This is a genomic window from Pedobacter puniceum (genome assembly GCF_009674685.1).
In the GTDB taxonomy this organism is placed as follows: domain Bacteria; phylum Bacteroidota; class Bacteroidia; order Sphingobacteriales; family Sphingobacteriaceae; genus Pseudopedobacter; species Pseudopedobacter puniceum.
In genome coordinates this window covers 548891-571878 of sequence record NZ_WKJI01000001.1, presented here as the reverse complement: position 1 = coordinate 571878, position 22988 = coordinate 548891, and the positions used below count along the sequence as shown (strand labels likewise).

The window sequence follows — 22988 nt, the reverse complement described above, 5'->3', positions numbered from 1 at the left end:
CAATTCTTATATATTTGTTGTACTAATTATTGTTATGACAAAAGAATCCTTTAATACTTACTCCTACCTCCTAGACCGTACGAATAGAAGAATTAAACAGTTCGCACAAAAAAAGTTCAAAGAAGAAAGTTTTGATATTACGGTAGACCAATGGTTGGTTTTAAAATCATTAAACCAAGAAAACGACCAAAACCAAAGCGAGTTGGCAGAGCAGATTGGTAAAGACAATCCTACCCTCACTCGTATTATTGATTTACTGTGTAAAAAAGAATTGGTAGAGAGAAGACAATTACCCAGTGATAGGCGTTGTTTTACCATACACCTTACTGATAAAGGGAAACAAAAAATGGAAGAATGGGCTCCAAAAGTTGCGGAAATAAGAATGAAAGCCTGGGAGAACCTCACCGAAAAAGATTACGAAGACTTAAAAAGAATTTTAAATACCATCTATCAATCTCTAGAAATATGAACACACAAATTAGTACAGATATTTGCATTATAGGCGCAGGTCCGGTTGGCTTATTTGCCGTTTTTGAAGCTGGTTTGCTTAAAATGCGTTGCCACTTAGTTGATGTTTTACCACAAGTAGGCGGACAATTATCAGAAATATATCCTCAAAAACCTATTTACGACATCCCGGGTTATCCTGAAATTAAAGCTCAAGAGTTGGTAGATAATTTGATGGAACAGATTAAACCTTTTGACCCAGGCTTTACCTTAGGAGAAAGAGTTGAACGTTTAGATAAGCAAGAAGATGGCAGTTATCATGTCATCACCAGTGATAAGACAAGCATCCACTGTAAAGTAGTGGTTATTGCAGGCGGCTTAGGTTGTTTTGAACCTCGTAAACCTGATATAGAAAATCTTCAATTATTTGAAGGTAAAGGAGTAAGCTATATGGTGAAAGATCCAGAGCTTTATCGTGATAGAAAAGTAGTACTAGCTGGTGGCGGAGACTCTGCCTTAGACTGGACTATTTTCTTAGCTAATATTGCACAAGAAGTTACTTTAGTACACCGTGGTGATACTTTTAGGGGTGCACCAGACTCGGCAGAAAAAGTATTTAAGCTTGCAGAAATGGGTAAAATTAACCTGATTCTTTCTGCTCACCTCAATAAAATTAATGGCGATACGCATTTAGAAAAGGTACATCTGCTTACCAAAGCTAAAGAAGAAAAAATATTGGATGCAGATTATCTTATCCCCTTATTCGGCTTAAGTCCAAAACTTGGCCCGATTGGTGAATGGGGTTTAAATATTGAAAAATCGGCTATTGCAGTAAATACAGAAGACTATTCTACCAACGTAGAAAGAATTTATGCCATTGGCGATATCAACACCTATCCGGGTAAACTAAAACTCATTTTAAGTGGCTTTCACGAGGCAGCTTTAATGTGCCAGAGCGCTTTTAAATATGTTTATCCCGATCAAAAATTATCTTTTAAATATACTACCGTTTATGGTGTAAACACTTTTTAAATATGATAAAGCTAACAGTTGTAGATAGAGACGATACAGAGCAAGAGATTGAAATTCCTACGGATATTAACCTCAACTTAATGGAAGTTTTAAAAGCTTCTGAATATAATGTATTAGCCACTTGCGGAGGCATGGCCTTATGCGCCACTTGCCATGTACAGGTTTTAGAAGGCTTAGAACAATTGACAGATGCCCAAGATACCGAACTAGATATGCTAGACACCCTCCCAGATGCAGGTACTGATAGCAGATTGGCATGTCAGTTGAAGGTTAATGAACAATTGGATGGCATCAAAGTAAAAATTAGAGGCGAAGAAGCTTAATAATCACGATATGAAAAGCGATAAAAAATTCCCAAAAGTCATCATCATTGGTGGTGGATTTGGAGGTATCCAACTGGCTAAAAAGCTCAGACATGCAGAAGTAAACATCTTGATGCTAGATAGGCATAACTACCATACCTTCCAACCTTTACTCTATCAGGTTGCCACAGGTGGTTTAGAGCCAGATTCTATTGCTTTCCCTATCCGTAAAGTATTTCGCGAACAAAAAAACTTAGCCTTTAGGGTGGCAAATGTTACAGCTATCCATACAGAAAATAATACCATTAGTACCAGTATTGGTGATTTTGATTATGATTACTTGGTTTTAGCAACGGGGTCTGAGACTAACTTTTTCGGGCAGAAAGAGATAGAGCATTATGCCATGCCGATGAAAACCGTTCCTGAAGCTTTAAACTTACGTTCTTTAATTCTACAGAACCTAGAGGAAGCACTTATTGAAGAAGACCCCATCAGGAGAGATGCGCTTCTAAATTTTGTAGTAGTAGGTGGCGGCCCTACAGGCGTAGAAACTGCAGGTGCACTAGCTGAACTTAAAAACCACGTACTTCCGGCTGATTATCCAGAACTGGATATACAAAGGATGCGTATTTTCTTGATAGAGAATTCTGAACGTGTTTTAACACCTTTTTCTGAACAAGCTTCTTACAAAGCACAAGAGTTTTTAGAAAATATGGGCGTTACCGTGATGCTTCAAAAACTAGTTGCTGCTTATGATGGCGATAGAGTAGTTTTAAAAGATGGTGAAATTTTACCTACCAAAGCAGTTATCTGGAGCGCTGGTGTTAAAGGTGCTACCATTCCAGGATTGGATAAAGCACAAATTGTTAGAGGTGGCCGTATTAAAACACAGCCCGATAATTTGATTGTTGGCTACAACAATATCTTCGCTATTGGAGATTTAGCTGCTATAGAAAGTCCTGAATATCCATATGGTCATCCCGGTGTAGCTCAGGTAGCTATACAGCAAGGGCAGCAATTGGCTAAAAACTTAGTTAGAATCATCAATAACCAACCTACCCAAGCTTTTGATTATTATGATAAAGGTTCTATGGCTACCATTGGTAGAAATAAAGCAGTTGTTGATTTAAAATACTGGAAGTTCCAAGGCTTTTTTGCTTGGCTAACCTGGATGTTTATTCACCTACTTTTCTTGGTAGGCTTTAGAAATAAAATGGTTACCCTGATGAATTGGATTGTTAACTATTTCAGTTACGATAGAGGTACACGATTGATAATCAGAAAGTTTGATAGAGATTTAATGAAAGAAGAAGCAGAAGCTATTTAAAATTTGATTTTAAATACTTACCTTGCATCATTCAACGAATCATTACAACTACAAGAAAAATAAGAAAAGCCCTGCATGAATTTGCGGGGCTTTTCAGTTTGTCTTTCTTATCAAAGCTTAAATTAAGACTTGGGTTTATTTCTTTTTTGATGATAGCTCCCTTTACTCTTAAACTGCTTGTAGCTTTGCTTAGGTTTGCTTATGATGGATGCTTCTTCTGTTTTACTTGATTGGGCTACCATCTGCATAATTTCTGCTAGTTCTTCTTTTGTTAAATTACGCCATTTACCCAAGGGAATATTTTGTAAAGAAACATTCATAATCCTAATGCGCTTTAAACGGGTAACTTCATAATCCAAATACTCGCACATCCTTCTGATTTGCCTGTTTAAGCCCTGGGTTAAAATTATTCTAAAAATAAAATCGCTTTCCTTCTTAATCACACATTTATTGGTGATAGTACCCAATACAGGTACACCAGCGGCCATTTTTCTTAAAAAATCTGTCGTAATAGGTTTATTCACTGTAACCACATACTCCTTTTCGTGGTTATTGCCCGCTCTTAAAATCTTGTTCACGATATTCCCATCGCTAGTTAAGAAAATCAAACCTTCAGAAGGTTTATCTAGCCTCCCTATAGGAAAAATTCTTTTAGGATGGTTGATATAATCAATGATATTTCCTTCTACATTCCTTTCTGTAGTACAAGTTATGCCCCTTGGTTTATTGAAAGCGATATATATATCTTGCTCAGGACTTTTAAACTTTATCCTCCTACCATCTACCCTTACATCATCTTCATGATTTACACGATCTCCTAAAACACCAGTTTTACCGTTTATCGTTACCCTACCCTCTTCTATTAGCCTATCGGCCTCTCGCCTAGAGCAAAAACCTGTATCGCTGATAGCTTTATTTAAACGTAAATCGTTTGCGTTACTCATTATCCTAAAATCTGAAGAGCAAAAGTATTAAAATTAACGTTTAATATACGGAGTATTCTTTTAGGCTAGTAAAACACCTCCTACAAATAAAAACCAGCCCTTAAAGCTATTCTTTGATAATTATTTTGAAGATTGATATTTTGTTGAACGGTACCATAGCGTTGATCGCGGTAGCCAATACTAATCATCACGCCAGCATTATTACTTAAGCCAATTTTTAAACCGAGACCTGCTGCAAAAACAGTCCCACCTTCATAAGAAACACCTGTAATGGTATTTTTAGTACCGTTAAAACCATAGCCAAAATCAGTAAAATAAAAGGGTACAAATTGTTTACCAGCTTTAAAATCTCCACGAATAGTACCAATCACCGGAAAAAAAGTTTGTGTAGCGTATAAATCTATCCCAGCCCCTATACCGGTAAAAAGGTATTGATTAAACTTATAACCATTAATGGTTTGAAAAGAAAATGCCGATGTATTCACATTAAGCTCGCCCGTATTTTGAGAGGCTAAAGGCCCTAACTCGGTAAAATGACCAAAGCCTTTTTGTTTGATATTAAAAACTGCAGGAATTTCTTCTTCAGTAATTTGCTTTACTTCTTTAGTTGTAAAAACATATACGTTTCTATCTACAGACTGTATACTGATTTTGTCTTGCTCTTTACTGATAATTTTACCACGTATCACCCAGCCATTTAACAGGTATATAACATCTTCTTTTTTCTGTGCAAAACTTGGAAGACTTAATAAAAAAATAAAAATTAATGAGAGTAGTTGAAGCTTCATGATAAAAAATGAGGTATAATTAGTTTCCTGCCCAAGTTTTAAATGCAGATACTCTTTCTCTACTCACAATAACATCGTTTACTGCATTGCCACTATTTAGCGTTAGTTTTAATCTTCTATTGGTATACAATTTAATATCCTTAATGGCATCTATTCTAGCGATAACTTGTCTATTAAGTCTAAAAAATTCCTTTTCATTTAAAAGCTCCATTAAACCATCTAAAGTATAATCAATAATAAATGATTTACCATCTGTAGTATATAAGTAGACAGATTTGTCATCAGACATAAAATAGGCTATATCCTTTACATCAACAAAAAACATTTTATTACCTACTTTTATCAAAAAGCGGTTTTTATATTTTGATTCTGAAATATCTAGTAAATTTTGTTGAGCATTAAGTGTTGCGTAAGTGTATGTTTCTAGTTTATGGAGGGCTTGTTTAAGACTTTTTAAGGTTACCGGTTTTAACAAATAGTCTATACTAAAAAGCTCAAAAGCTTTTAAAGCATAGTTTTCATAAGCTGTGGTAAATATTACAGGGCAAGTAATTTCAACATCATGACTGATGCTGAAGCTTAAACCATCTGATAATTGAATATCCATAAAAATACAGCTAGGCATAGGGTTGTCTTTAAGCCATGATACTGCACTTTCTACACTGTCACAAGTTATGGGTTTTTCTATTTGAGGATATTGCTGTAGTAATAAATTACCTAATCTTTCTGCCGCAAGTGGTTCATCTTCAATAATTAAAAACTTCATAGTTTTCTACTTTTAAAACAGGTAATGTTATTTCAAAATAATCATCTTGGTTTTTCACGGTAATTTCTTTTCCACAGATTATTTTATACTGCTGATTGATGCTTTTCAATCCTATCTGACTAGATTTTTCTAGTATTTGCTTAGGCTGATAATTGTTCCGCACCATCATGGTATCGTTTTCTATAACAATATCTATGCAAAGTGGTTTTGCTGAAGATGCAATATTGTGCTTAATGGCGTTTTCTATTAAAATTTGGAGGGTTGCAGGTACTATGTAGGTATTTTCTAAGCGATGTTCATCAAAAGAAATATTAAACTTAATGGCTTCTGCAAAGCGCTTTTTTAATAAGAAGATGTATAAATCCATCACTTTAAGCTCATCTTTTAAGCTCACCAATTCTTTTTCCTGATTTCTTAAAATATAACGGTAAACTTCAGAAAAACTCTCTATAAACTGATTAGCTTCTTCGCTTTTATTCATAATAAGCGAGGCTAATACATTAAGATTATTAAATAAAAAATGAGGATTAATTTGTGTTTTGATTTGTTGGAGTTGAGCCTGAATTTGTGCTCTTTTTAACTCCTCTGCTTCTAATTGTTTTGCTCTTAGTTGCTTAAAGAAGTATGTTATAGAATTGATACAGTGTAAGAATAAATTGATTCTAAAAGCCAATAAAAGCGTAAGTTTTATTTCTGTTTGGATTTCTGTAGGTTGATAACCAGAATACCAAATACCTGCAATAGCAATTACTGCGATAGCAGAAATAAACGTAAGTGGTAAACTGAGAACAAATAATAGAGCAAGAAATTTAACAGCTGATGGCGTTTTAAAATAGCGCTTTAACGTTAGCTCTGCCAATCTACTTAATTCCCAAACAAAAAATACAATAAGTATAAAAGAAAGTATTAAGGCTTCTGTTGAAGCCTTAACTTGATAATGATTAAAAAAGTCTGTGAAATAGGTATTGATGTAAGAATAAAATCCTAAAGCTACGATGATTAGATACCTATATTTTAAACCAAACATATTAGAAAATTTCTTACATCAATACTATGAATTTTTCTTGATTAATTAGCTTGCAGGCAATAATACTTGATCTATTACATGTACCACACCATTAGTAGTGATGATATCTGCAGATGTTATATTAGATGCTGAAGTATTACCTGCACCTCTAACTTTGGCTCCACCTGATAAACTTATAGTTACGGTACCGCCATTGAGTGTAGTTGGTGTTGCGCCTTCTGTTAAATCTGTAGATAAAACTCTGGCACCGATAACATGGTAAGTTAAAATACTGGTTAAAGTAGCAGGACTAGCTTGTTGAATGGCTGCTGTAGTTGCAAAACCTGCATTAATGAAAGCTTGGTTGGTTGGTGCAAATACAGTTAAAGGACCAGCTGCTGATAATGCTGCTGCTACATTGGTAGTCCCTTCACTAGCTCTTAATACTGCTGCTACTAAATAGCTTAAATTGGCATTACCTTGTGCTGCTTGTACAATGTTGCCAACTGCTGGCATCAAAACTTTATTAATTACATGGATAACTCCGTTTGAAGCTTGTACATCTGCTTGTACTACTTGTGCTCCATTTACAAAAACACCTCTTTGGTCTTTCGTAACAAAAACATTGGTTTGTGCTAAGGTTTGTACCGGTGAATTAGCTGCTGTTTGAATCTGAGATGACAGAATACGACTGCCTACCACATGATAAGTTAAAATAGAAACTAAAGTCTCTTTTGATAAGGCAGAAACCGCTGCTTCATTTGCAAAACCTGCATTAATAAAAGCTTGATTGGTTGGCGCAAATACAGTAAGTGGGCCTGCACCGCTTAATGCACCTACTAAATCTGCTTTAATTACTGCAGCCTCTAAGAAACTAAACTCTGGGTTGTTTACTACCAACTGTACAATGTTGTTTTGTGGTTGTACTGGTTCATCGTCTTTTTTACATCCTGTAAAAGAAACTGTTACTAGAATTAGGCTAGTGATGATGCCTAATTTCATCCATTTTTTTGTTACTGTGCTTCTCATAATTTTTCGTTTTATGTTATGCTCAAATAACTTTAAAGACGAAAATTAGATTTGCTTAACCTACTGAAGCAGCCATTTTAATGGATGAATTGTACCGATTGCAGAATAAAATGTTTTTAAAATTAGCCTCAGATGAGTAGTATTCATCTGAGGCGAGAAAATTATATGGCTTTTAACCAAGCTTCGGCCATGAGCTTTGCCCCAGCCAAAGAAGGATGTACACCATCATAAGTCCAGTAAACACCCGGAGCAGATTTTTGTGCCTCATCAAAAACCTTTTGATAAGGGATAAATACAGCTTGAAACTCGTCTGCTATTTCTTTAGCTGCTTTTCTATATTCATCAAAAGCCGGATACCAAGATTCATCAACAGCTTTAATACCTTTAACAGCAAAAGGTTCACCTATAATAAACTTAATGTTAGGTAAACTAGCTCTAGTTCTACTCAATAAAGCTCTAAAATCTTTCTTATAGGTTTCTATAGTGCCATCATATTTACCGTTGTGTTTATGCCAATAATCATTAACACCAATTAAAACACTCAAAACCTGAGGTTTTAGCTCTAAACAATCTTTTTCCCATCTTTCTGCTAATTGGTAAACCTTATTTCCACTGATACCTTTATTATAAATTTTAAGCTCTTTATCAGGATGTTTTAGAAGCATTTCTGCTGCTGCTTGTACGGCATAACCTCCACCTAAGCTATTAGGTGTATTAAAATTTAAATCATCTTTTTTTCTACCAGCATCAGTAATAGAATCTCCTTGAAAAAGGATAACATCACCTTTCTGGAGTTTTATCCCTGCAGCTTTAGGCATAGCAGCCTGTACAATGTCGGGTATGCTTAAAGCTAAAACACCTGCCATAGAGGTGCCTTTTAAAAATGCTCTTCTTTTTATCATAAGGTTAATAATTGATTTTGACTCTAATAGAATTTATTCTAAAAATAATTCTTGTATAGGTAATAGATAGATAGTTTTACCCTCTTTTATAAATGTATCTTTTTGATTGAAGGTAATAATAAAGCCTTCTTCTAAACCAAAAAACAACAATGCTTCTAATAAACCATTACACTCTCTATTTAAATTGTCTGATGTTATTTCATAACAAACTTGTACCGCTTTTATACATTTTTGTTTTTCAAAAACTAAAAAATCACATTCACCCTTTTCTCTAAAATAATACAGCTTTTTCCCTTTATTTCTAAAGTAAATGAATACGGCATTCTCCAACTTCCTTCCTGCATCATCATTAAAACTAATTGTGTTAGCGTTGATTAAACCATTATCAATAGCATATACCTTCTTAGGATTAATAGCCATACTTTTAGCAGACCAACTAAACCTTTGTAAAAAGAATAGCAAATAAGCGTCTTCCATCCAGTTTAAATAATCTATAATAGAATTGGTAGAACCTATTTGAAAAGTATTCTTCAATTTGGTGTATGAAACTTCTTTTCCAACATTAGATATTAAAAACAAAGCTAAGTCAAACAGCACTTTAGAGTTCCGGATACCGTATCTTACTGCAATATCTCTTAATAAAATATCCTTAAATAAATTTTGTAGAACTTCTTCGTTTTCCGATTTTAAAAACTCAGGGAATCCTCCTTGTTTTAAATACACACTTATAGCTTGGTCAGAAGTTTCTGATTTTAGAAAACGTAAATACTCTACATAGGAGAATGGAAATAATTCTGTATTCAGATATCTTCCTGTGAGTTTTGTACCTAAGTCTTTACTTAATAATGAGGCATTAGATCCTGTGATATAAATCTTTTTTCCTAAATCATGTAATTGCCTGATATAAATTTCCCAGTTTTCTACGTTTTGGATTTCATCAAAAAAGTATGCCTCGGTATCTTCTGGAAAAATAGCTTCAAGTTTGGGAAAATCAGTCACTTCGAAGTTAAATAGCCTAGGGTCTTCAAAATTAATATAAGCTATATTTTTATATTCAGACATGATAATCTGTAATAAAGTACTTTTACCACAACGTCTTATTCCAGAAACAATTTGAACAAAATCTGACTTCTTTTCTAAATACTTAAATTTATCTCTAAAAATAATAGTATGGTTATTTCTTATTACTTGCTTCTGTAATAAATAAGCTTTTTCAATATCTTCTTTAATAACCATTATGCAATATAAAAAATCAACAAAATTGTATTTTACTAAAATACAATTTTATATTTTAGTAAAATACAAAATCTAACTATTTATTTAAAACCATTTTATAATGCTGTATACCAGCTTCTTCAAAAATATCGCCTACAGCTTCAAAGTTAAATTTCTGATATAAGCCCATAGCGGTTATTTGTGCATGTAAATAAACATAATCAGCATCTTTGGGTAAATCTGCCAGAACTGTTTTCAGCATAGCCTGCGCTACTCCTTTACCTCTACATGATTTTAAAACAGCAAAACGCTCTAATTTATAACCTTTATCTGTTTTACGCCATCTGCAAGCACCTGCTGGCTTATCATCTAATAAGGCTAAAAAATGATGAGAAACATCTTCATTTTCCCATTCTAAGTCTGGCGGGCAGTTTTGTTCAACCACAAAAACTTCTTTTCTTATAGCAAAAACTTCATCTAGTTCTTCTTGCGCTGTAACCTTCTTAACTTCTATCATAACTTAAACTTATCTTATTCTGGCATTTTTAGCAAATAAAAAAGGGTAGAATTTCTTCTACCCTCTCCTCTTATTTATTTTGATTAAAGTTTTGAATTTGCATCTAAGCAATTTAAATCTTCAAATGCTGCGGTTAAACGCTTTACAAATTGCTCTTCACCTTTTCTTAACCAAACTCTTGGGTCGTAGTATTTTTTGTTTGGAGAATCATCACCTTCTGGGTTACCAATTTGACCTTGTAAATAACCTTCTTTTCCTTTATAGTAATTTAAGATACCTTCCCAGAATGCCCATTGCATATCGGTATCGATATTCATTTTAATAGCTCCGTAAGAAATAGCTTCTCTGATTTCTTCTTGTGAAGAACCAGAACCACCATGGAATACAAAGTTGATAGGTTTCTCAGCAGCTAAGCTAAATTTCTGTTTTACATATTCTTGTGAGTTGTGTAAAATTACAGGCTGTAGTTTTACGTTTCCTGGCTTATAAACACCATGTACGTTACCAAACGCTGCTGCAACAGTAAATCTGTGGCTTATTTTGCTTAACTCTTCGTAAGCGTAAGAAACTTCCTCTGGTTGTGTATATAGTTTAGATGAATCTACATCAGAATTATCAACACCATCTTCTTCACCACCGGTTACACCTAATTCTATTTCTAATGTCATACCCATTTTGCTCATGCGCTCTAAATAGGTTTTACATATCTCTATATTCTCCTCAATAGACTCTTCAGATAAATCTATCATGTGTGAAGAAAATAATGGTTTACCGTGTTGTGCGTAAAATTTCTCTCCAGCATCTAGCAATCCATCTAACCAAGGTAATAATTTCTTAGCGCAATGGTCGGTATGCAAAATAACGGCAACACCATAATGTTCTGCTAATAAATGTACGTGTTGAGCAGCAGAAATACCACCTAAGATACATGCTTGTAATTTATCATTATCAAGAGATTTACCTGCGTAAAATTGTGCTCCTCCGTTAGATAGTTGCACAATAACTGGCGAATTAACAGCTTTAGCTGTTTCCATTACAGCGTTAATAGAATTGGTACCAATCACATTAACAGCAGGTAAAGCAAACTGGTGTTTTTTTGCGGCTTCAAATAATTCTTGAACTTGCTCTCCGGTAATTACCCCTTTAAAATCTTTTAAACTCATTTTCTATTTCAATTTTTCTAAGACTCGAAGTTAAAAAAATTTATTAAACCGGCTTAATAGTTATTGAAAATAAGCCTTTTGTAATTTCTATACCTACTAAAAAACATTAGGGGTTAAGTATTCATCAATTTTTTGTTTATTTGCATTCTCACTTTTTTAAAAGAATGGCTTGGTTTAAAAGAAGTACAAAAGGAATATTTACCTCTACAGAGGATAAAAAAGAAGCACCAGATGGCGTATGGAATAAGTGCCCTAATTGTAAAAAAGCACTCCATTACTCAGAACAGGTTGAGCATAAATACGTTTGTCAGTATTGCGATTATCATTTAAGAGTTGGTTCTAAAGAGTATTTTGAGATTTTCTTTGATGATAATGCTTTTGCAGAATTATTTGGAAATTTAACCTCTGGTGACCCCCTTAATTTTACAGATACGAAATCATATAAAGACAGATTAGTTGAAAGTTACAAGAAAACTGGATTAAAAGATGCTATAAGAGCCGCACATGGCAAAATAGACGGTCAAGATTTAGTAATTGCTTGTATGGATTTCAACTTTATTGGAGGCTCTATGGGCTCTGTAGTAGGAGAAAAAATTGCTAGATCTATAGATTATTGTATCGAGCACAAAATCCCTTTCCTGATGATTTCTAAATCAGGCGGAGCAAGGATGATGGAAGCGGCATTCTCTTTAATGCAAATGGCTAAAACATCGGCAAAACTGGCTTTATTAAGCAAGGCAAAAATCCCTTACATTTCTTTATTAACAGACCCTACAACAGGTGGTGTAACTGCTTCTTATGCGATGCTTGGCGATATTAATATTGCAGAACCAGGTGCTTTAATTGGCTTTGCAGGCCCAAGGGTTATTAAAGAAACTATCAAAAAAGACTTACCAAAAGGTTTCCAAACATCTGAATTTGTTTTAGAGCATGGTTTCCTTGATTTTATTGTTGATAGAAGAGAAATTAAAAACAAACTCTCTACTTTCATCAGAATCATGAATAACTAAACAAAAAGAGCCGATTTTAAATCGGCTCTTTTTGTTTTACAGCTCTTGATAAGCGGCATTTATACTTCGCTCTATTCCTTGCCCCTGCCACTCTTCTGCACCGGGTATAATTTTTACTTTGGAAATATCTTCTAAACTTTTACCTGCTTTTTTCTCTTTAGCAACATATTCTAAAAGCTTTTCTAAATAATTCTGATAGGCTTTAATATCTTCTTGTGTTCCAATAATTTTTTGTGGGTCTAAAGCATGACCAAAAATATATTGCGTTTTTGCGTCAAAGGTATCCAAAGCTTTATCCAAAACTTTAATCCAATTTTGGATATCTGCTCCAGCTGATTTATCGATATAAGGAAATCTTCTATTAAAAACTAAATCCCCGGTATGTACAGTATTTTGATTTTCAAAATGCACAAATGAATCTCCATTGGTATGCCCTGCTCCAAAATAATAAAGCTTGATATTTTCCTTATCTAATTTATAATTCCACGTAGTTTGAAAAGTTTTATCTGGAGCTAAAATCACGCTTTCTTTACCAGCTTTTTTAGCTTCTTCTGATACTCTAATTTGATTTTTAGCAGAGTTTTCATGTGCCACCACATGTTTCACTAATCCTTTAAAAGCGATATTACCACTACTATGGTCGGCATGATGGTGTGTATTAATTAATAATTGAAAAGGAGTTTCATCGTATCTTTTCCTCAACTCATCAATTAAATGTTGAGCCGGATTTGGAAACTGAGAGTCCACGACTACTATACCACTTTTAGACTTTAAAAATGCAATAGTACCACCTTGTTCTGTAAAAACGCCCAGATTGCCGCTTAACATCCTGATTTGATAATCGGCCATTCCGAACCAAGAAGCCCAAACTTTCCCTGGCATTTGAGAAGCTGCAACTGCTAAAGTTCCAGTTTTAATGAAATCTCTTCTTTTCATACGCTTAATAGTTTACAAGCATACTACAGTTGAGCAGGATAAAATGTTCTAAAAAAAAAGAGTCTACTTGTTGTAGACTCTATGATATTTAAAATGTCCCGGGTTCTTTATCAGGCCCGATATGTCCTTTATGCGCTCTTGATTTATTTGCTGGCGATACTGTAAACGTATCCTTACTATCTACAACAGGGTCTGGATTGTTATCTTTTATATCCTCATGCCCTTCTTTTAACAGCTCTTCTTTTAACTTTAGCTCTTTTTCTTTAAGCTCGTTTAGCTTTTCTACTTTACTTTCCATAACATCATGTTTTAATTAATAGATTTTATACAGGACGTTAAAACAAATAGCTTGCCAGTAGATTTATAGCTTATATACTTCTTTAACCTTTTCTACCACATAATCAATCTCTTCTTTGGTATTAAGTTTCGAGAAAGAGAACCTAACTGATGGTCGGTTAGCATCTGCACCTATAGCTGTAAGTACATGAGAGCCAATATCTGTTCCTGATGAACATGCACTACCACCTGATGCAGAAATACCATTGATATCTAAATTAAATAAAAGCATATCTGCCATATCCATTTCAGGAAAGCAAACACTTAAAACAGTGTACAAGCTTTTATCAGGCGCTGTTTCTCCATTAAAATGGATATTTGGGATAACTGCTTTTAACTGTTCCATCATATATGTTTTGAGCGATTGTATATGCTCTCGATGATCTTGCATATGCTCATGAGCGATAGAAAGCGCTTTAGATAAACCTGCTATACCATAAACATTTTCTGTTCCGCCACGCATATTACGCTCTTGCGAACCACCATAAATCATAGGATTTATTTTTATGGATGGATGAACATATAAAAAGCCTACTCCTTTTGGGCCATGTAACTTATGAGCAGAACATACCATAAAATGTACTTTTAACTTACTTACATCAAAAGCATAGTGCCCCATGGTTTGCACCGTATCACAATGAAAGATAGCGCCATATTGCTCGCAGAGTTCTCCTACTCTTTCAATATCGGTAATGGTAGCAATCTCATTATTAGCATGCATTAAAGACACTAAAGATTTATCAGCTTTGCTTAATAGCTCTTCTAAATGAGTAAAATCGATATTTCCTTTGCTATCAATATTAACATAGCTAAGTTTTATCTTACCTGTTTTCTCTAGCATTTCTAAAGTATGCCCAACAGCATGATGCTCTATTTTTGAAGTGATGGCGTGAGTAATTCCTAAATCCTGAATAGCAGAACGTATAGCCGTATTATCAGCCTCGGTACCTCCGGAAGTAAAAAATATATTTGCCGGCGCAGTATGAAGCAAGTTGGCTACGTTTTTCCTTGCCTTCTCCACAATAGTTCTTACTTCCCTACCATGCGCATGTATAGAAGACGGGTTGCCATAACTTTGCTCCATCACTTCTACCATAGCCTTCATCACCTCCTTATCAAGCGGCGTAGTTGCAGCATTATCTAAATATACTCGGGTCATTTTTTTATTGAATAATTGATTGAGTTTTGATTTAGTGAATAATTATTGAATGATTGATTGAGTTTTTATTGAATGATAAATAATTACTTATTATTTACTGATACTGTTTTTCTTGCTGAAGCAACTACTTTTAAGATTTTATTTGCTTCCTTTAAAAGTCGTTCTACTTGTACAATTTTTAAAATTTGACTTTCAACCAAAACCTCTAACCAAAATGCACTTTCATCAGCCTCTTCTACTACAATTGATAATTTAGAATAAAATTCTGCTTTTGACCTTGCTCTACAAGCTGCTCTGTAATTTGCACCGACTGAAGATGAAGACCTTAATAACTGCTTACCTATTATTTTAGCTTCTTCTGTTTTAGGAAGCAACCTGAAAAGTGCAATATTGTCTATTACGAATTGCTTAGTTCTAGACTTAAAAACATCTGCAAATTCAGATTTACTTATCCGTTCCATTTATTAATTCTAATCAGTTAATCACTATATACAATCAGTTATTCTATTGTTTAAAAATCAATCAATATTACTTTAATATCTAATCTATCATTCTATCATTCAAAAATCAATCAATATTACTTTAATATCTAATCTATCATTCTATCATTCAAAAATCAATCAATATTACTTTAATATCTAATCTATCATTCTATCATTCAAAAATCAATCAATATTACTTCAATATCTCCTTAATATCTGCAATAATCTTATTAGCTAGGTTATCTGCAACAGTTTCAGAATCTCCTTCAGAATAAATTCTGATGATAGGCTCTGTATTAGACCTACGAAGGTGAACCCACTGTTTGTCAAACTCTATTTTTAAACCATCTATAGTAGAATAAGGCTGATTTTTATATTTTTCTTCAACTTGCTTTAGCAAGTTATCAATATCCATTTCTGGTGTAAGCGTGATTTTATTTTTTGAAATGAAATAAGAAGGATAGCTCTTTCTCAACAAAGAAATAGATTTACCATATTTAGCTAAATGTGTTAAAAACAAAGCAATTCCAACTAAAGCATCTCTTCCGTAATGTAATTCAGGATAAATAATTCCACCATTTCCTTCGCCACCTATCACAGCGTTTTCTGCTTTCATCAAGTTAACAACATTTACTTCGCCTACAGCAGAAGCTTTATAAACACCACCAGCAGCTTCTGTAACATCTCTTAGCGCTCTGGTAGAAGACAAATTAGAAACTGTATTTCCTGGATTATTTTTTAGGATATAATCAGCAACAGCTACCAAAGTGTATTCCTCGCCAAACATAGAACCATCTTCACAAACAAAGCATAGTCTATCAACATCAGGATCTACAACAATACCTAAATCGGCTCTGTTTTGTACCACTACTTTAGAAATCTCGGTTAAATTTTCTGGTAATGGTTCTGGGTTATGAGGGAAATGCCCATCTGGCGTACAATAAAGTTCGTAAACAGTTTCTACTCCCAGGGCCTTCAACAATGCAGGAACAAAAATACCTCCAGTAGAATTAACAGCATCTACTGCAATTTTGAAATTAGCTTTTTTAATAGCTTCAACATCAACCAAAGGCAATGCTAAAATCTTATCGATATGCTTTTGAAGATAAGAATCATCAAATTTAACCGTACCTAAATCATTTACATCAGCAAAACTTAAAGCATCGCTTTCTGCAATTTCAAGCACTTTTTTACCCTCTTCATCATTAATAAATTCGCCTTTATGATTCAATAATTTTAAGGCATTCCATTGTTTTGGATTGTGGCTAGCGGTTAAAATAATACCTCCACCTGCTTGTTCATCCGGTACGGCAATTTCTACCGTTGGTGTAGTAGATAAACCTAAATCTATAACATCAATACCCAAACCTTGTAAAGTACCTACCACAAGGTTTCTCACCATCTCGCCAGAAATACGAGCATCTCTTCCTACTACAATTTTCTTATTTCCACCTTGTTGTATTACCCAACTACCAAAAGCAGCTGTAAATTTCACCACATCAAACGGGGTTAAAGCGTCTCCAGCCTTACCACCTATAGTACCTCTTATTCCTGAGATTGATTTTATTAAAGTCACGATCGTATATTTTGGGCAAAAATAAACATAAGCATTTGCAATTCTTAATATTGGGGATAAAAACAAATTGAAAGCTTAATTAGCTATATTTGCAACTATTATAATATTGATATTTATGCCGAAAAAGTGGTTTCAGAATTGGTTTAACTCGCCTTTCTATCATATTCTTTACAAACAAAGAGATGAGGAAGAGGCAGAACTTTTTATTGATAACCTTTGTACTTTGCTAAAACCTGCCAAAGACTCAAGAATGCTAGACATTGCTTGCGGCAGAGGCCGACATGCCATTTACCTTAATAAAAAAGGCTTTGACGTTACCGGGATAGACCTTTCTATTGCCAATATAAAATACGCACACTCTTTTGAAAATAGCCGCTTGCACTTTTTAGTGCATGATATGCGCCATCTATTTTACATCAATTACTTTGATTTTGCTTTTAATCTATTCACCAGCTTTGGTTACTTTGAGACAGAAAAAGAGCATATAAATGCGCTTAAAAGTTTCCGTAAATCGCTTAAAGCGGATGGAAAACTAGTTTTTGATTATATGAACAGTCAGAAAATCATTAATAAACTAGTTTTAAGAGAAATTAAAGAGGTTGACGGTATAGAGTTTCATATCAGCAGAACAGTTAAAGATGGTAAAATCATCAAAACCATAGATTTTGAGCATCATGCTAAACCATATTCCTTTAAAGAAGAAGTAAGAGATTTTAAACTTTCAGATTTTGAAAGGATGTTTAAACTGGCCGGCTTAGAAATATCTCATACCTTTGGCGATTATCAGTTAAATAAGTTTGACATCAATCAATCTGATAGACTTATTTTTGTTTGTAAAAAAATATGATAGAACAGCTTGTACAACTAGATCATCAGTTATTTTTTGCCATTAATAAAGGCTTAAGTAATCCGGTATTTGATTTTCTGATGCCTATTTTGCGTAATAAATATACTTGGATTCCACTTTATTTAGCTATTATATTTTTTGCTATCAAATGGTATAAAATAAAAGGTTTATACCTAGTTGTTTTTTTAGCTATTTGCGTTTCTATTGCAGATTTTGGTAGTGCCACTATCTTAAAACCCGCCTTTAAAAGAGTAAGGCCTTGCAATAATATAGAGCTTAAAGAACAAGTTATCAGTCGGGTTCCTTGCGGTTCTGGTTTAAGTTTCCCTTCTACCCATGCTACCGACCATTTTGCTATAGCTGTATTTCTGATTACCATATTTAGAAAACGCTGGAAATATACCCTTGCTACTGGTCTTATATGGGCGGCTTCTATAGCTATTGCACAAGTTTATGTTGGTGTACATTTTCCTATAGATATAACTGTTGGTGCTTTATTAGGTTCTTTTATTGGCTTTGGCATAGCTAAATTGTTTCAAAAATATTTTGCTCTTTCTACGCAATCATGAATTATTTAATCATCCTTATCCTTACCATTGGGGCAATTATTGGCGGTTTTGCTGTATTCTTTGTTAAAAAAGACCATCCGCAAAGACTTAAACTTATCTTAGCTTTTAGCGGCGCTTATTTATTTGCTATAACTGTTTTACATCTTTTACCAGATGTTTATCAAGGTAATAACCATGAGGTTGGTTTATTTATTTTAGGAGGTTTTATCTTACAGATACTTTTAGAGCAATTTTCTGATGGTATTGAACATGGCCACATCCATAAACATAGTCACCAGAAAAGCTTTCCTTGGGGCATCATGCTGAGCTTAAGTTTGCATGCTTTCTTAGAAGGAATGCCCATTGCTGCGGCTAATAATCAAGAGCTTGTTTTAGGAATTGCTATTCACCATATACCGGCTGCTTTTGCGCTAGGAAGTGTTTTATTAAGCAACCACATTAGTAAACAAACAACCTCTATTTTGCTGGTTATTTTTGCTCTAATGTCGCCTTTTGGTTATTTATTTAGCTTCTCTCTTAAAAATGGGGCTTTCTTGGGAGAGTACTATTCGTCTATAATGGGTATAGTAATTGGTATATTTTTACATATTTCTACCACCATATTATTTGAATCTACGGTAGATCATCGTTTTACTTTAAAAAAGACTTTAGCTGTAGCTTTAGGAATTATACTGGCATTAGCAGGCTATCTTTTACATTAATTAACCTCTAAACTTATCTAATAAATCACTCAGTTGTTTAGCTTCTTCTTCTGATAGATTCTTTTTTAAGATATTGGTAACATGATCTTCCATTTGGATAGTTTCCAATAGCTTAAGTCCTTTATCAGTAATAATAATGTCTACAGCTCTCCTATCTTTTTTATTGATAGAGCGTTTTACCAACTCTTTCTGAACCAAACGGTCTACAATACGCGAGGCGTCAGACATTTTATCTAACATACGTTCTTTTAATAAGTTTATAGTGGCCGGATTTGGAAGTTGCCCTCTTAAAATTCTTAGAACATTGTACTGCTGCGGAGTAATATTAAATTTATCTAACTCACTTTTTAAATGATTGCTTAACCAACCATGTGTGTAAAGAATATTTACGATAGATTTATTGTAAAAGCTATCGAAACCTTTGCTAAATATCTCTTTTTCTAATTCCATAATTTGAGCAAATTTACTTCTTTATATTTTTTTCTGGCTTTTCCTTTTTATAAGACCAAGGGCAGTGTTTACAGCCATTCTTACAGCAATAACCACGCTTTAAATGGTAAGCTTCTGTAAATACAAAATTACCGTCTTCGTTAATGTAATAATCAATATTTTCTACCAACATTAAAGCAACTTAACTACTAAATCCTCTTTAAAATATTGTTTAAGCGCCATACCATCACCATGTAAAGTCCAAACTTCTTTAGGTCTCACCTCTTTAATAGTGTGTAAAATATCATTCCAATCCACATGGTCAGAAATGTATAAAGCAGCATCGTTACTTTTTTGTAAATATTTCCAACCTGATGCAAATATCCTGGCTACTTCTTTAGCTCTTGTATAACTATTAAAAGTTAATGGTGGCACTAAATATACTTGTTGTAACTGATTTTGTTTTAAACTTTTTCTATTATATAATTGATATTTACCTAATTGGTACCCAAAAGTTTCATAAAGCTGATGTATTGGATAAATAGCATAATGAAGATGAACTTCTTTTTGTGGACAAAACTGATTAATTAAACTCGTAATTCTTTGTGCTTTGCCTAAACCGTATACTCCAAGAATAATATTTTGTTCTATTTCATTTAACTTTTTTATCTCATCCTCTACGTTTGGATGCTGTACTTCTGGATTTGCAAAGGTAGTTTCAGTAATCAAAACATCGGCTTTAACTAATTCTGCTGGCTCACAGGTAGTGTCTTCTTGTAGCTTATAATCGCCAGTGTATAAATAAGAGCAACCTTGATACTCCATTTTTACCATGGCAGAGCCTAAAATATGTCCAGCTGGATAAAAAGTTAGCTTCACATCCTTAATAAAAAACTCTTGATGATAATGGATAATATTAAAGTCTTTAGCAGCTTGCTTTTTATAACGAAGCTCCATTAACTTTCTGGTAAATGCAGTACAATAAACGTTATGGTTATTAGCCTTTGCATGGTCACCGTGTGCGTGAGAAATGACAGCTTGCTGTACAGGCAATTGTGGATCTAAATAAAAATCGGCGTATCGGCAATAAATTCCTTCTGGTTTAAGGACTAAAAAATCATCTATAATCATTTCTGTTGAGCTAAAAGCACCAATTGCTGATGTATTTTTAAGACCTGTGGTATTAAATGTAATTCCTCGTTATTGAGGATAAAAAAATCAGCAAGTTTTTCCTTTTCATCTTCTGGAAGCTGTTTTTCTATACGTTCTAAAACCTTTTCTCTGCTGGTTTGGTCTCTTTCCATTACCCTTTTTATACGTAACTCTACCGGCGAAGAAACTAAGATATTATAGTCATTATCTAAATAAGATTTACTCTCAAAAAGTAAAGCTGCTTCTTTTAATACATAAGGCGTTTTTTGTTTCTCGCTCCAAATTAAAAAAGCATCTTTTACAGCGGGATGAATAATAGCATTTAAAGCGTTTAGTTTTTGCTCATCCTTAAAAACAATATCAGCTATATATTTTCTATTTAGGCTAGCATCCAGAAAATAAGCAGCTTCTCCAAATAAATTAACTACAGCTTTCTTAACACCTAAATTATGTACCATCAATTCTTTACCTGCTGTATCTGCGTAAAAAACAGGAATACCCAGAAGCTCAAATAACTTACATACTGTGGTTTTTCCGCTGCCAATACCTCCTGTAATTCCTACCTTCATCATTATTTAAGAATCATAAAATCTACTTGCTGTGGCACTATCTGGCTTATTTTTACATAAGCATTTTTATTTTTGACTACTACCGGGAGTTTACTAGCTCCGGATTTTCGCCATAAACTTAAATCTGCTGTTACGGTAAAATCATCCTCATTAATGTCTGCATAATAAGAAAGGGCTACCATCACCGTAAGGGTAACTTTTTCTGGAATAATTTTTACCTGTTGATAATCTGGATTATTGATAACTCTAACAGGTATAGTTATCACTTTCTCGGTAAATTCCTCAACAGGTAGCTGCATTTCTACCGATAAGGGGAATAAGCTGATATTAGGCTCTGAAGGCTCTTTTAAATACACTTTAGCAGATAAAGAAGCATCAACATTTTTCTTCTTAAAAGTATCTGTTTCCCAATATGTAATTCTTTGTAGCTGGTCTTGAGGGCCTGTAATAGTTATATAAGCAGGCTTAAGTTTGGTATCTTTTGATTGTCCAAATTGCTTTTTATACTTAATATCTGAGACAAATTTTACTGGTATCCTTTTAACTTTCCTAGTCGTAAAATCAAAAAACAAGGTATCAGGCTGTATGCTTACAATCTTTTGTAAAGATGAAAATTGCCTATTAATTGTGGGTAGTTGCTCTGTAAAGGTTATAAAATGCTGTTTTTCTAAAGAAGCTAAATCTACTTTTATTTCCTTAGAGCCAACGCCAATCCTATTAAATAAAAGCTGCCAACCTGTGCCTTGTACGTTGAGCATAACGGTATCAGATTGTAAAGGATAAAAAGCTTTGTTTTGAGGAAGATTTTTGAATGTTACCAACGTTTTAAGCTGATAATCATATTTAAGAGACAAAGAGTAAAACATCCAGGCGGTAACAGCTAAAAGCAAACAAGTAAAAAATATACTTATTCTTTTACGCTCTGCTGCAGATAACCTGATGATTGCCATATACTAAAAATTAAGGCTATTTGTTTATTTACAACAAAAATGCCGTTTCGAATATATCAAAACGGCACCTTTAATTTATTTTTTTGATTAGCTATTTAAGCCTTTAGAAGATTCTAAAGAAACTGCCGCTTTTTCAAATCTGATTTTGCCACCGCCTTCTGTTTCTAAAACGATGGTAGTTTCATTTAAATCAACAATTCTACCATGTATACCTGCAGTAGTAATTACTTTATCTCCTTTTTTTAATTCAGCAACAAACTTTTTATGGTCTTTAGCTTTTTTCATTTGCGGTCTTATCATGAAAAAATAAAAAACCACAACGATTAATAGCATTGGAAGGAATTGCATTACCCCACTGCTTGCTTGTAATAAAACAAAATTTAACATATCTATCATTTAATTTATTGAGTTACTTCACCTATCAGGTGTATTTGTGTTGTATTTGGAACTGTATTGGCAAGAATAGTTACTACTTTATCTTGTAAACCAACTTTGCCTGCGCTATCAAACACTACAGTAATTTTTGCGGTACCACCTACAGCAATAGGTTCTTTTGGCCATTCTGGAACGGTACAGCCACAAGTTGCAGTAGCATTTAAGATAATTAATGGTGCTTCTCCAGTATTTTCAAAAATAAAATCATGAGATACCTTTTCGCCTTCTTTTATCTTCCCAAAATCATAAGTTTCTTCCTTAAAAGTCATTGCAGCAGCACCTTTTGTAGATGTACTGGTGGTATCGGTACTGTTAGCGTCACTTTTTGTTGAACCATTATTGCTACATCCTGTAAAAAGAAAAATAGCAACTCCTAGTACTAAAAAACATTTTTTCATA

At 33.8% G+C, this 22988-nt stretch carries 29 protein-coding genes; 8 read left to right on the top strand and 21 right to left on the bottom strand.

The window, feature by feature from the left end; all coding sequences use genetic code 11:
* Nucleotides 1–34: 34 nt before the first annotated feature.
* The 4 genes from GJJ64_RS02750 to GJJ64_RS02735 are packed head-to-tail and all read left to right on the top strand — an operon-like array spanning nt 35 to nt 3108.
* Entirely contained in the window at nt 35–469 is a 435-nt protein-coding gene (locus GJJ64_RS02750; protein ID WP_154286225.1) for a MarR family winged helix-turn-helix transcriptional regulator, read from the top strand.
* Entirely contained in the window at nt 466–1479 is a 1014-nt protein-coding gene (locus tag GJJ64_RS02745) for an NAD(P)/FAD-dependent oxidoreductase (RefSeq protein WP_154286224.1), read from the top strand. Before GJJ64_RS02750 ends, GJJ64_RS02745 begins: the two co-directional genes overlap by 4 nt.
* A gap of 2 nt (nt 1480–1481) precedes the next feature.
* Nucleotides 1482–1802: a 2Fe-2S iron-sulfur cluster-binding protein gene (locus tag GJJ64_RS02740; RefSeq protein ID WP_154286223.1), complete on the top strand. Its 321-nt coding sequence runs from the start codon at nt 1482–1484 to the stop codon at nt 1800–1802.
* A gap of 10 nt (nt 1803–1812) precedes the next feature.
* Nucleotides 1813–3108 (top strand): NAD(P)/FAD-dependent oxidoreductase, encoded by a 1296-nt coding sequence (locus tag GJJ64_RS02735; protein WP_154286222.1) that lies wholly within the window; start codon nt 1813–1815, stop codon nt 3106–3108.
* A gap of 122 nt (nt 3109–3230) precedes the next feature.
* Here GJJ64_RS02735 and rluF read toward each other — a convergent pair whose 3' ends face one another.
* The 9 genes from rluF to fbaA form a co-directional block, all read right to left on the bottom strand.
* Nucleotides 3231–4052 carry a 23S rRNA pseudouridine(2604) synthase RluF gene (gene rluF, locus GJJ64_RS02730; RefSeq protein ID WP_154286221.1) on the bottom strand — a complete coding sequence of 274 codons (822 nt, stop codon included), beginning with the start codon at nt 4050–4052 and terminating at the stop codon, nt 3231–3233.
* Between the two features lie 80 nt (nt 4053–4132).
* Nucleotides 4133–4840 (bottom strand): hypothetical protein, encoded by a 708-nt coding sequence (locus GJJ64_RS02725; RefSeq protein WP_154286220.1) that lies wholly within the window; start codon nt 4838–4840, stop codon nt 4133–4135.
* Between the two features lie 19 nt (nt 4841–4859).
* Nucleotides 4860–5606: a LytR/AlgR family response regulator transcription factor gene (locus GJJ64_RS02720; protein WP_154286219.1), complete on the bottom strand. Its 747-nt coding sequence runs from the start codon at nt 5604–5606 to the stop codon at nt 4860–4862.
* A complete protein-coding gene (locus tag GJJ64_RS02715; protein WP_154286218.1) occupies nt 5587–6633 on the bottom strand; it encodes a sensor histidine kinase in 1047 nt (348 codons plus the stop codon). Before GJJ64_RS02715 ends, GJJ64_RS02720 begins: the two co-directional genes overlap by 20 nt.
* A gap of 45 nt (nt 6634–6678) precedes the next feature.
* Complete coding sequence (locus GJJ64_RS02710) at nt 6679–7641, bottom strand: fasciclin domain-containing protein (protein ID WP_154286217.1); 963 nt, start codon at nt 7639–7641, stop codon at nt 6679–6681.
* Nucleotides 7642–7802: 161 nt separating this feature from the next.
* Nucleotides 7803–8543, bottom strand: coding sequence for an SGNH/GDSL hydrolase family protein (locus tag GJJ64_RS02705; RefSeq protein WP_154286216.1), 741 nt, complete (start codon nt 8541–8543; stop codon nt 7803–7805).
* Nucleotides 8544–8576: 33 nt separating this feature from the next.
* Nucleotides 8577–9779, bottom strand: a complete 1203-nt coding sequence (locus tag GJJ64_RS02700; protein WP_154286215.1) for an ATP-binding protein — start codon at nt 9777–9779, stop codon at nt 8577–8579.
* A 76-nt stretch (nt 9780–9855) separates the two neighbouring features.
* Entirely contained in the window at nt 9856–10275 is a 420-nt protein-coding gene (locus GJJ64_RS02695; protein WP_154286214.1) for a GNAT family N-acetyltransferase, read from the bottom strand.
* Nucleotides 10276–10358: 83 nt separating this feature from the next.
* A complete protein-coding gene (gene fbaA / locus GJJ64_RS02690) occupies nt 10359–11438 on the bottom strand; it encodes a class II fructose-bisphosphate aldolase (RefSeq protein ID WP_154286213.1) in 1080 nt (359 codons plus the stop codon).
* A 164-nt stretch (nt 11439–11602) separates the two neighbouring features.
* On the opposite strand from fbaA, the gene accD reads away from it, so the two are divergent.
* The gene (accD, locus tag GJJ64_RS02685; protein ID WP_154286212.1) at nt 11603–12448 is read left to right on the top strand and encodes an acetyl-CoA carboxylase, carboxyltransferase subunit beta; all 846 of its coding nucleotides are present in this window, start codon (nt 11603–11605) and stop codon (nt 12446–12448) included.
* A gap of 36 nt (nt 12449–12484) precedes the next feature.
* Here accD and GJJ64_RS02680 read toward each other — a convergent pair whose 3' ends face one another.
* The 5 genes from GJJ64_RS02680 to glmM form a co-directional block, all read right to left on the bottom strand.
* The gene (locus GJJ64_RS02680) at nt 12485–13384 is read right to left on the bottom strand and encodes an MBL fold metallo-hydrolase (protein ID WP_154286211.1); all 900 of its coding nucleotides are present in this window, start codon (nt 13382–13384) and stop codon (nt 12485–12487) included.
* Nucleotides 13385–13472: 88 nt separating this feature from the next.
* Nucleotides 13473–13682 (bottom strand): hypothetical protein, encoded by a 210-nt coding sequence (locus tag GJJ64_RS02675; protein WP_154286210.1) that lies wholly within the window; start codon nt 13680–13682, stop codon nt 13473–13475.
* Between the two features lie 63 nt (nt 13683–13745).
* Nucleotides 13746–14879 (bottom strand): cysteine desulfurase family protein, encoded by a 1134-nt coding sequence (locus tag GJJ64_RS02670; protein WP_154286209.1) that lies wholly within the window; start codon nt 14877–14879, stop codon nt 13746–13748.
* A gap of 83 nt (nt 14880–14962) precedes the next feature.
* Complete coding sequence (locus GJJ64_RS02665) at nt 14963–15340, bottom strand: four helix bundle protein (RefSeq protein WP_154286208.1); 378 nt, start codon at nt 15338–15340, stop codon at nt 14963–14965.
* A gap of 214 nt (nt 15341–15554) precedes the next feature.
* Nucleotides 15555–16937, bottom strand: coding sequence for a phosphoglucosamine mutase (gene glmM / locus GJJ64_RS02660; protein ID WP_026904799.1), 1383 nt, complete (start codon nt 16935–16937; stop codon nt 15555–15557).
* A 115-nt stretch (nt 16938–17052) separates the two neighbouring features.
* Between glmM and GJJ64_RS02655 the strand changes: the two genes are divergently transcribed.
* The 3 genes from GJJ64_RS02655 to GJJ64_RS02645 are packed head-to-tail and all read left to right on the top strand — an operon-like array spanning nt 17053 to nt 19054.
* The gene (locus GJJ64_RS02655) at nt 17053–17784 is read left to right on the top strand and encodes an SAM-dependent methyltransferase (RefSeq protein ID WP_154286206.1); all 732 of its coding nucleotides are present in this window, start codon (nt 17053–17055) and stop codon (nt 17782–17784) included.
* Nucleotides 17781–18353 (top strand): phosphatase PAP2 family protein, encoded by a 573-nt coding sequence (locus GJJ64_RS02650; RefSeq protein WP_154286205.1) that lies wholly within the window; start codon nt 17781–17783, stop codon nt 18351–18353. The genes GJJ64_RS02655 and GJJ64_RS02650 overlap by 4 nt, the downstream gene beginning before the upstream one ends.
* Nucleotides 18350–19054, top strand: coding sequence for a ZIP family metal transporter (locus GJJ64_RS02645; RefSeq protein ID WP_154286204.1), 705 nt, complete (start codon nt 18350–18352; stop codon nt 19052–19054). Before GJJ64_RS02650 ends, GJJ64_RS02645 begins: the two co-directional genes overlap by 4 nt.
* On the opposite strand, the gene GJJ64_RS02640 is transcribed toward GJJ64_RS02645, so the two are convergent.
* From GJJ64_RS02640 to GJJ64_RS02615, 7 genes are all read right to left on the bottom strand, one after another.
* The gene (locus GJJ64_RS02640) at nt 19055–19504 is read right to left on the bottom strand and encodes a MarR family winged helix-turn-helix transcriptional regulator (RefSeq protein WP_154286203.1); all 450 of its coding nucleotides are present in this window, start codon (nt 19502–19504) and stop codon (nt 19055–19057) included. It abuts the gene before it with no gap.
* Between the two features lie 13 nt (nt 19505–19517).
* Nucleotides 19518–19676 (bottom strand): DUF5522 domain-containing protein, encoded by a 159-nt coding sequence (locus tag GJJ64_RS16765; protein ID WP_195759206.1) that lies wholly within the window; start codon nt 19674–19676, stop codon nt 19518–19520.
* The gene (locus GJJ64_RS02635; protein ID WP_154286202.1) at nt 19676–20614 is read right to left on the bottom strand and encodes an MBL fold metallo-hydrolase; all 939 of its coding nucleotides are present in this window, start codon (nt 20612–20614) and stop codon (nt 19676–19678) included. Before GJJ64_RS02635 ends, GJJ64_RS16765 begins: the two co-directional genes overlap by 1 nt.
* Nucleotides 20611–21207, bottom strand: coding sequence for a dephospho-CoA kinase (coaE, locus tag GJJ64_RS02630; RefSeq protein ID WP_154286201.1), 597 nt, complete (start codon nt 21205–21207; stop codon nt 20611–20613). The genes GJJ64_RS02635 and coaE overlap by 4 nt, the downstream gene beginning before the upstream one ends.
* A complete protein-coding gene (locus GJJ64_RS02625) occupies nt 21207–22154 on the bottom strand; it encodes a CdaR family protein (protein ID WP_154286200.1) in 948 nt (315 codons plus the stop codon). Before GJJ64_RS02625 ends, coaE begins: the two co-directional genes overlap by 1 nt.
* Before the next feature lie 87 nt (nt 22155–22241).
* Nucleotides 22242–22541 carry a preprotein translocase subunit YajC gene (yajC, locus tag GJJ64_RS02620; RefSeq protein ID WP_154286199.1) on the bottom strand — a complete coding sequence of 100 codons (300 nt, stop codon included), beginning with the start codon at nt 22539–22541 and terminating at the stop codon, nt 22242–22244.
* A 14-nt stretch (nt 22542–22555) separates the two neighbouring features.
* Nucleotides 22556–22987: a DUF1573 domain-containing protein gene (locus GJJ64_RS02615; RefSeq protein ID WP_154286198.1), complete on the bottom strand. Its 432-nt coding sequence runs from the start codon at nt 22985–22987 to the stop codon at nt 22556–22558.
* Nucleotide 22988 lies beyond the last annotated feature (1 nt).

What these genes read in the sequence shown, in the direction of transcription:
- GJJ64_RS02710 (WP_154286217.1), bottom strand. Translation starts at nt 7,641, where the DNA reads ATGAGAAGCACAGTAACAAAAAAATGGATGAAATTAGGCATCATCACT.
- GJJ64_RS02695 (WP_154286214.1), bottom strand. Translation starts at nt 10,275, where the DNA reads ATGATAGAAGTTAAGAAGGTTACAGCGCAAGAAGAACTAGATGAAGTT.
- GJJ64_RS02725 (WP_154286220.1), bottom strand. Translation starts at nt 4,840, where the DNA reads ATGAAGCTTCAACTACTCTCATTAATTTTTATTTTTTTATTAAGTCTT.
- coaE (WP_154286201.1), bottom strand. Translation starts at nt 21,207, where the DNA reads ATGATGAAGGTAGGAATTACAGGAGGTATTGGCAGCGGAAAAACCACA.
- GJJ64_RS02640 (WP_154286203.1), bottom strand. Translation starts at nt 19,504, where the DNA reads ATGGAATTAGAAAAAGAGATATTTAGCAAAGGTTTCGATAGCTTTTAC.
- GJJ64_RS02650 (WP_154286205.1), top strand. Translation starts at nt 17,781, where the DNA reads ATGATAGAACAGCTTGTACAACTAGATCATCAGTTATTTTTTGCCATT.
- GJJ64_RS02665 (WP_154286208.1), bottom strand. Translation starts at nt 15,340, where the DNA reads ATGGAACGGATAAGTAAATCTGAATTTGCAGATGTTTTTAAGTCTAGA.
- GJJ64_RS02635 (WP_154286202.1), bottom strand. Translation starts at nt 20,614, where the DNA reads ATGATTATAGATGATTTTTTAGTCCTTAAACCAGAAGGAATTTATTGC.
- GJJ64_RS02700 (WP_154286215.1), bottom strand. Translation starts at nt 9,779, where the DNA reads ATGGTTATTAAAGAAGATATTGAAAAAGCTTATTTATTACAGAAGCAA.
- GJJ64_RS02670 (WP_154286209.1), bottom strand. Translation starts at nt 14,879, where the DNA reads ATGACCCGAGTATATTTAGATAATGCTGCAACTACGCCGCTTGATAAG.
- accD (WP_154286212.1), top strand. Translation starts at nt 11,603, where the DNA reads ATGGCTTGGTTTAAAAGAAGTACAAAAGGAATATTTACCTCTACAGAG.
- GJJ64_RS02680 (WP_154286211.1), bottom strand. Translation starts at nt 13,384, where the DNA reads ATGAAAAGAAGAGATTTCATTAAAACTGGAACTTTAGCAGTTGCAGCT.
- GJJ64_RS02675 (WP_154286210.1), bottom strand. Translation starts at nt 13,682, where the DNA reads ATGGAAAGTAAAGTAGAAAAGCTAAACGAGCTTAAAGAAAAAGAGCTA.
- yajC (WP_154286199.1), bottom strand. Translation starts at nt 22,541, where the DNA reads ATGTTAAATTTTGTTTTATTACAAGCAAGCAGTGGGGTAATGCAATTC.
- GJJ64_RS02740 (WP_154286223.1), top strand. Translation starts at nt 1,482, where the DNA reads ATGATAAAGCTAACAGTTGTAGATAGAGACGATACAGAGCAAGAGATT.
- GJJ64_RS02720 (WP_154286219.1), bottom strand. Translation starts at nt 5,606, where the DNA reads ATGAAGTTTTTAATTATTGAAGATGAACCACTTGCGGCAGAAAGATTA.
- GJJ64_RS02655 (WP_154286206.1), top strand. Translation starts at nt 17,053, where the DNA reads ATGCCGAAAAAGTGGTTTCAGAATTGGTTTAACTCGCCTTTCTATCAT.
- GJJ64_RS02750 (WP_154286225.1), top strand. Translation starts at nt 35, where the DNA reads ATGACAAAAGAATCCTTTAATACTTACTCCTACCTCCTAGACCGTACG.
- GJJ64_RS02715 (WP_154286218.1), bottom strand. Translation starts at nt 6,633, where the DNA reads ATGTTTGGTTTAAAATATAGGTATCTAATCATCGTAGCTTTAGGATTT.
- GJJ64_RS02745 (WP_154286224.1), top strand. Translation starts at nt 466, where the DNA reads ATGAACACACAAATTAGTACAGATATTTGCATTATAGGCGCAGGTCCG.
- GJJ64_RS02615 (WP_154286198.1), bottom strand. Translation starts at nt 22,987, where the DNA reads ATGAAAAAATGTTTTTTAGTACTAGGAGTTGCTATTTTTCTTTTTACA.
- rluF (WP_154286221.1), bottom strand. Translation starts at nt 4,052, where the DNA reads ATGAGTAACGCAAACGATTTACGTTTAAATAAAGCTATCAGCGATACA.
- GJJ64_RS16765 (WP_195759206.1), bottom strand. Translation starts at nt 19,676, where the DNA reads ATGTTGGTAGAAAATATTGATTATTACATTAACGAAGACGGTAATTTT.
- GJJ64_RS02735 (WP_154286222.1), top strand. Translation starts at nt 1,813, where the DNA reads ATGAAAAGCGATAAAAAATTCCCAAAAGTCATCATCATTGGTGGTGGA.
- GJJ64_RS02645 (WP_154286204.1), top strand. Translation starts at nt 18,350, where the DNA reads ATGAATTATTTAATCATCCTTATCCTTACCATTGGGGCAATTATTGGC.
- GJJ64_RS02625 (WP_154286200.1), bottom strand. Translation starts at nt 22,154, where the DNA reads ATGGCAATCATCAGGTTATCTGCAGCAGAGCGTAAAAGAATAAGTATA.
- fbaA (WP_154286213.1), bottom strand. Translation starts at nt 11,438, where the DNA reads ATGAGTTTAAAAGATTTTAAAGGGGTAATTACCGGAGAGCAAGTTCAA.
- GJJ64_RS02705 (WP_154286216.1), bottom strand. Translation starts at nt 8,543, where the DNA reads ATGATAAAAAGAAGAGCATTTTTAAAAGGCACCTCTATGGCAGGTGTT.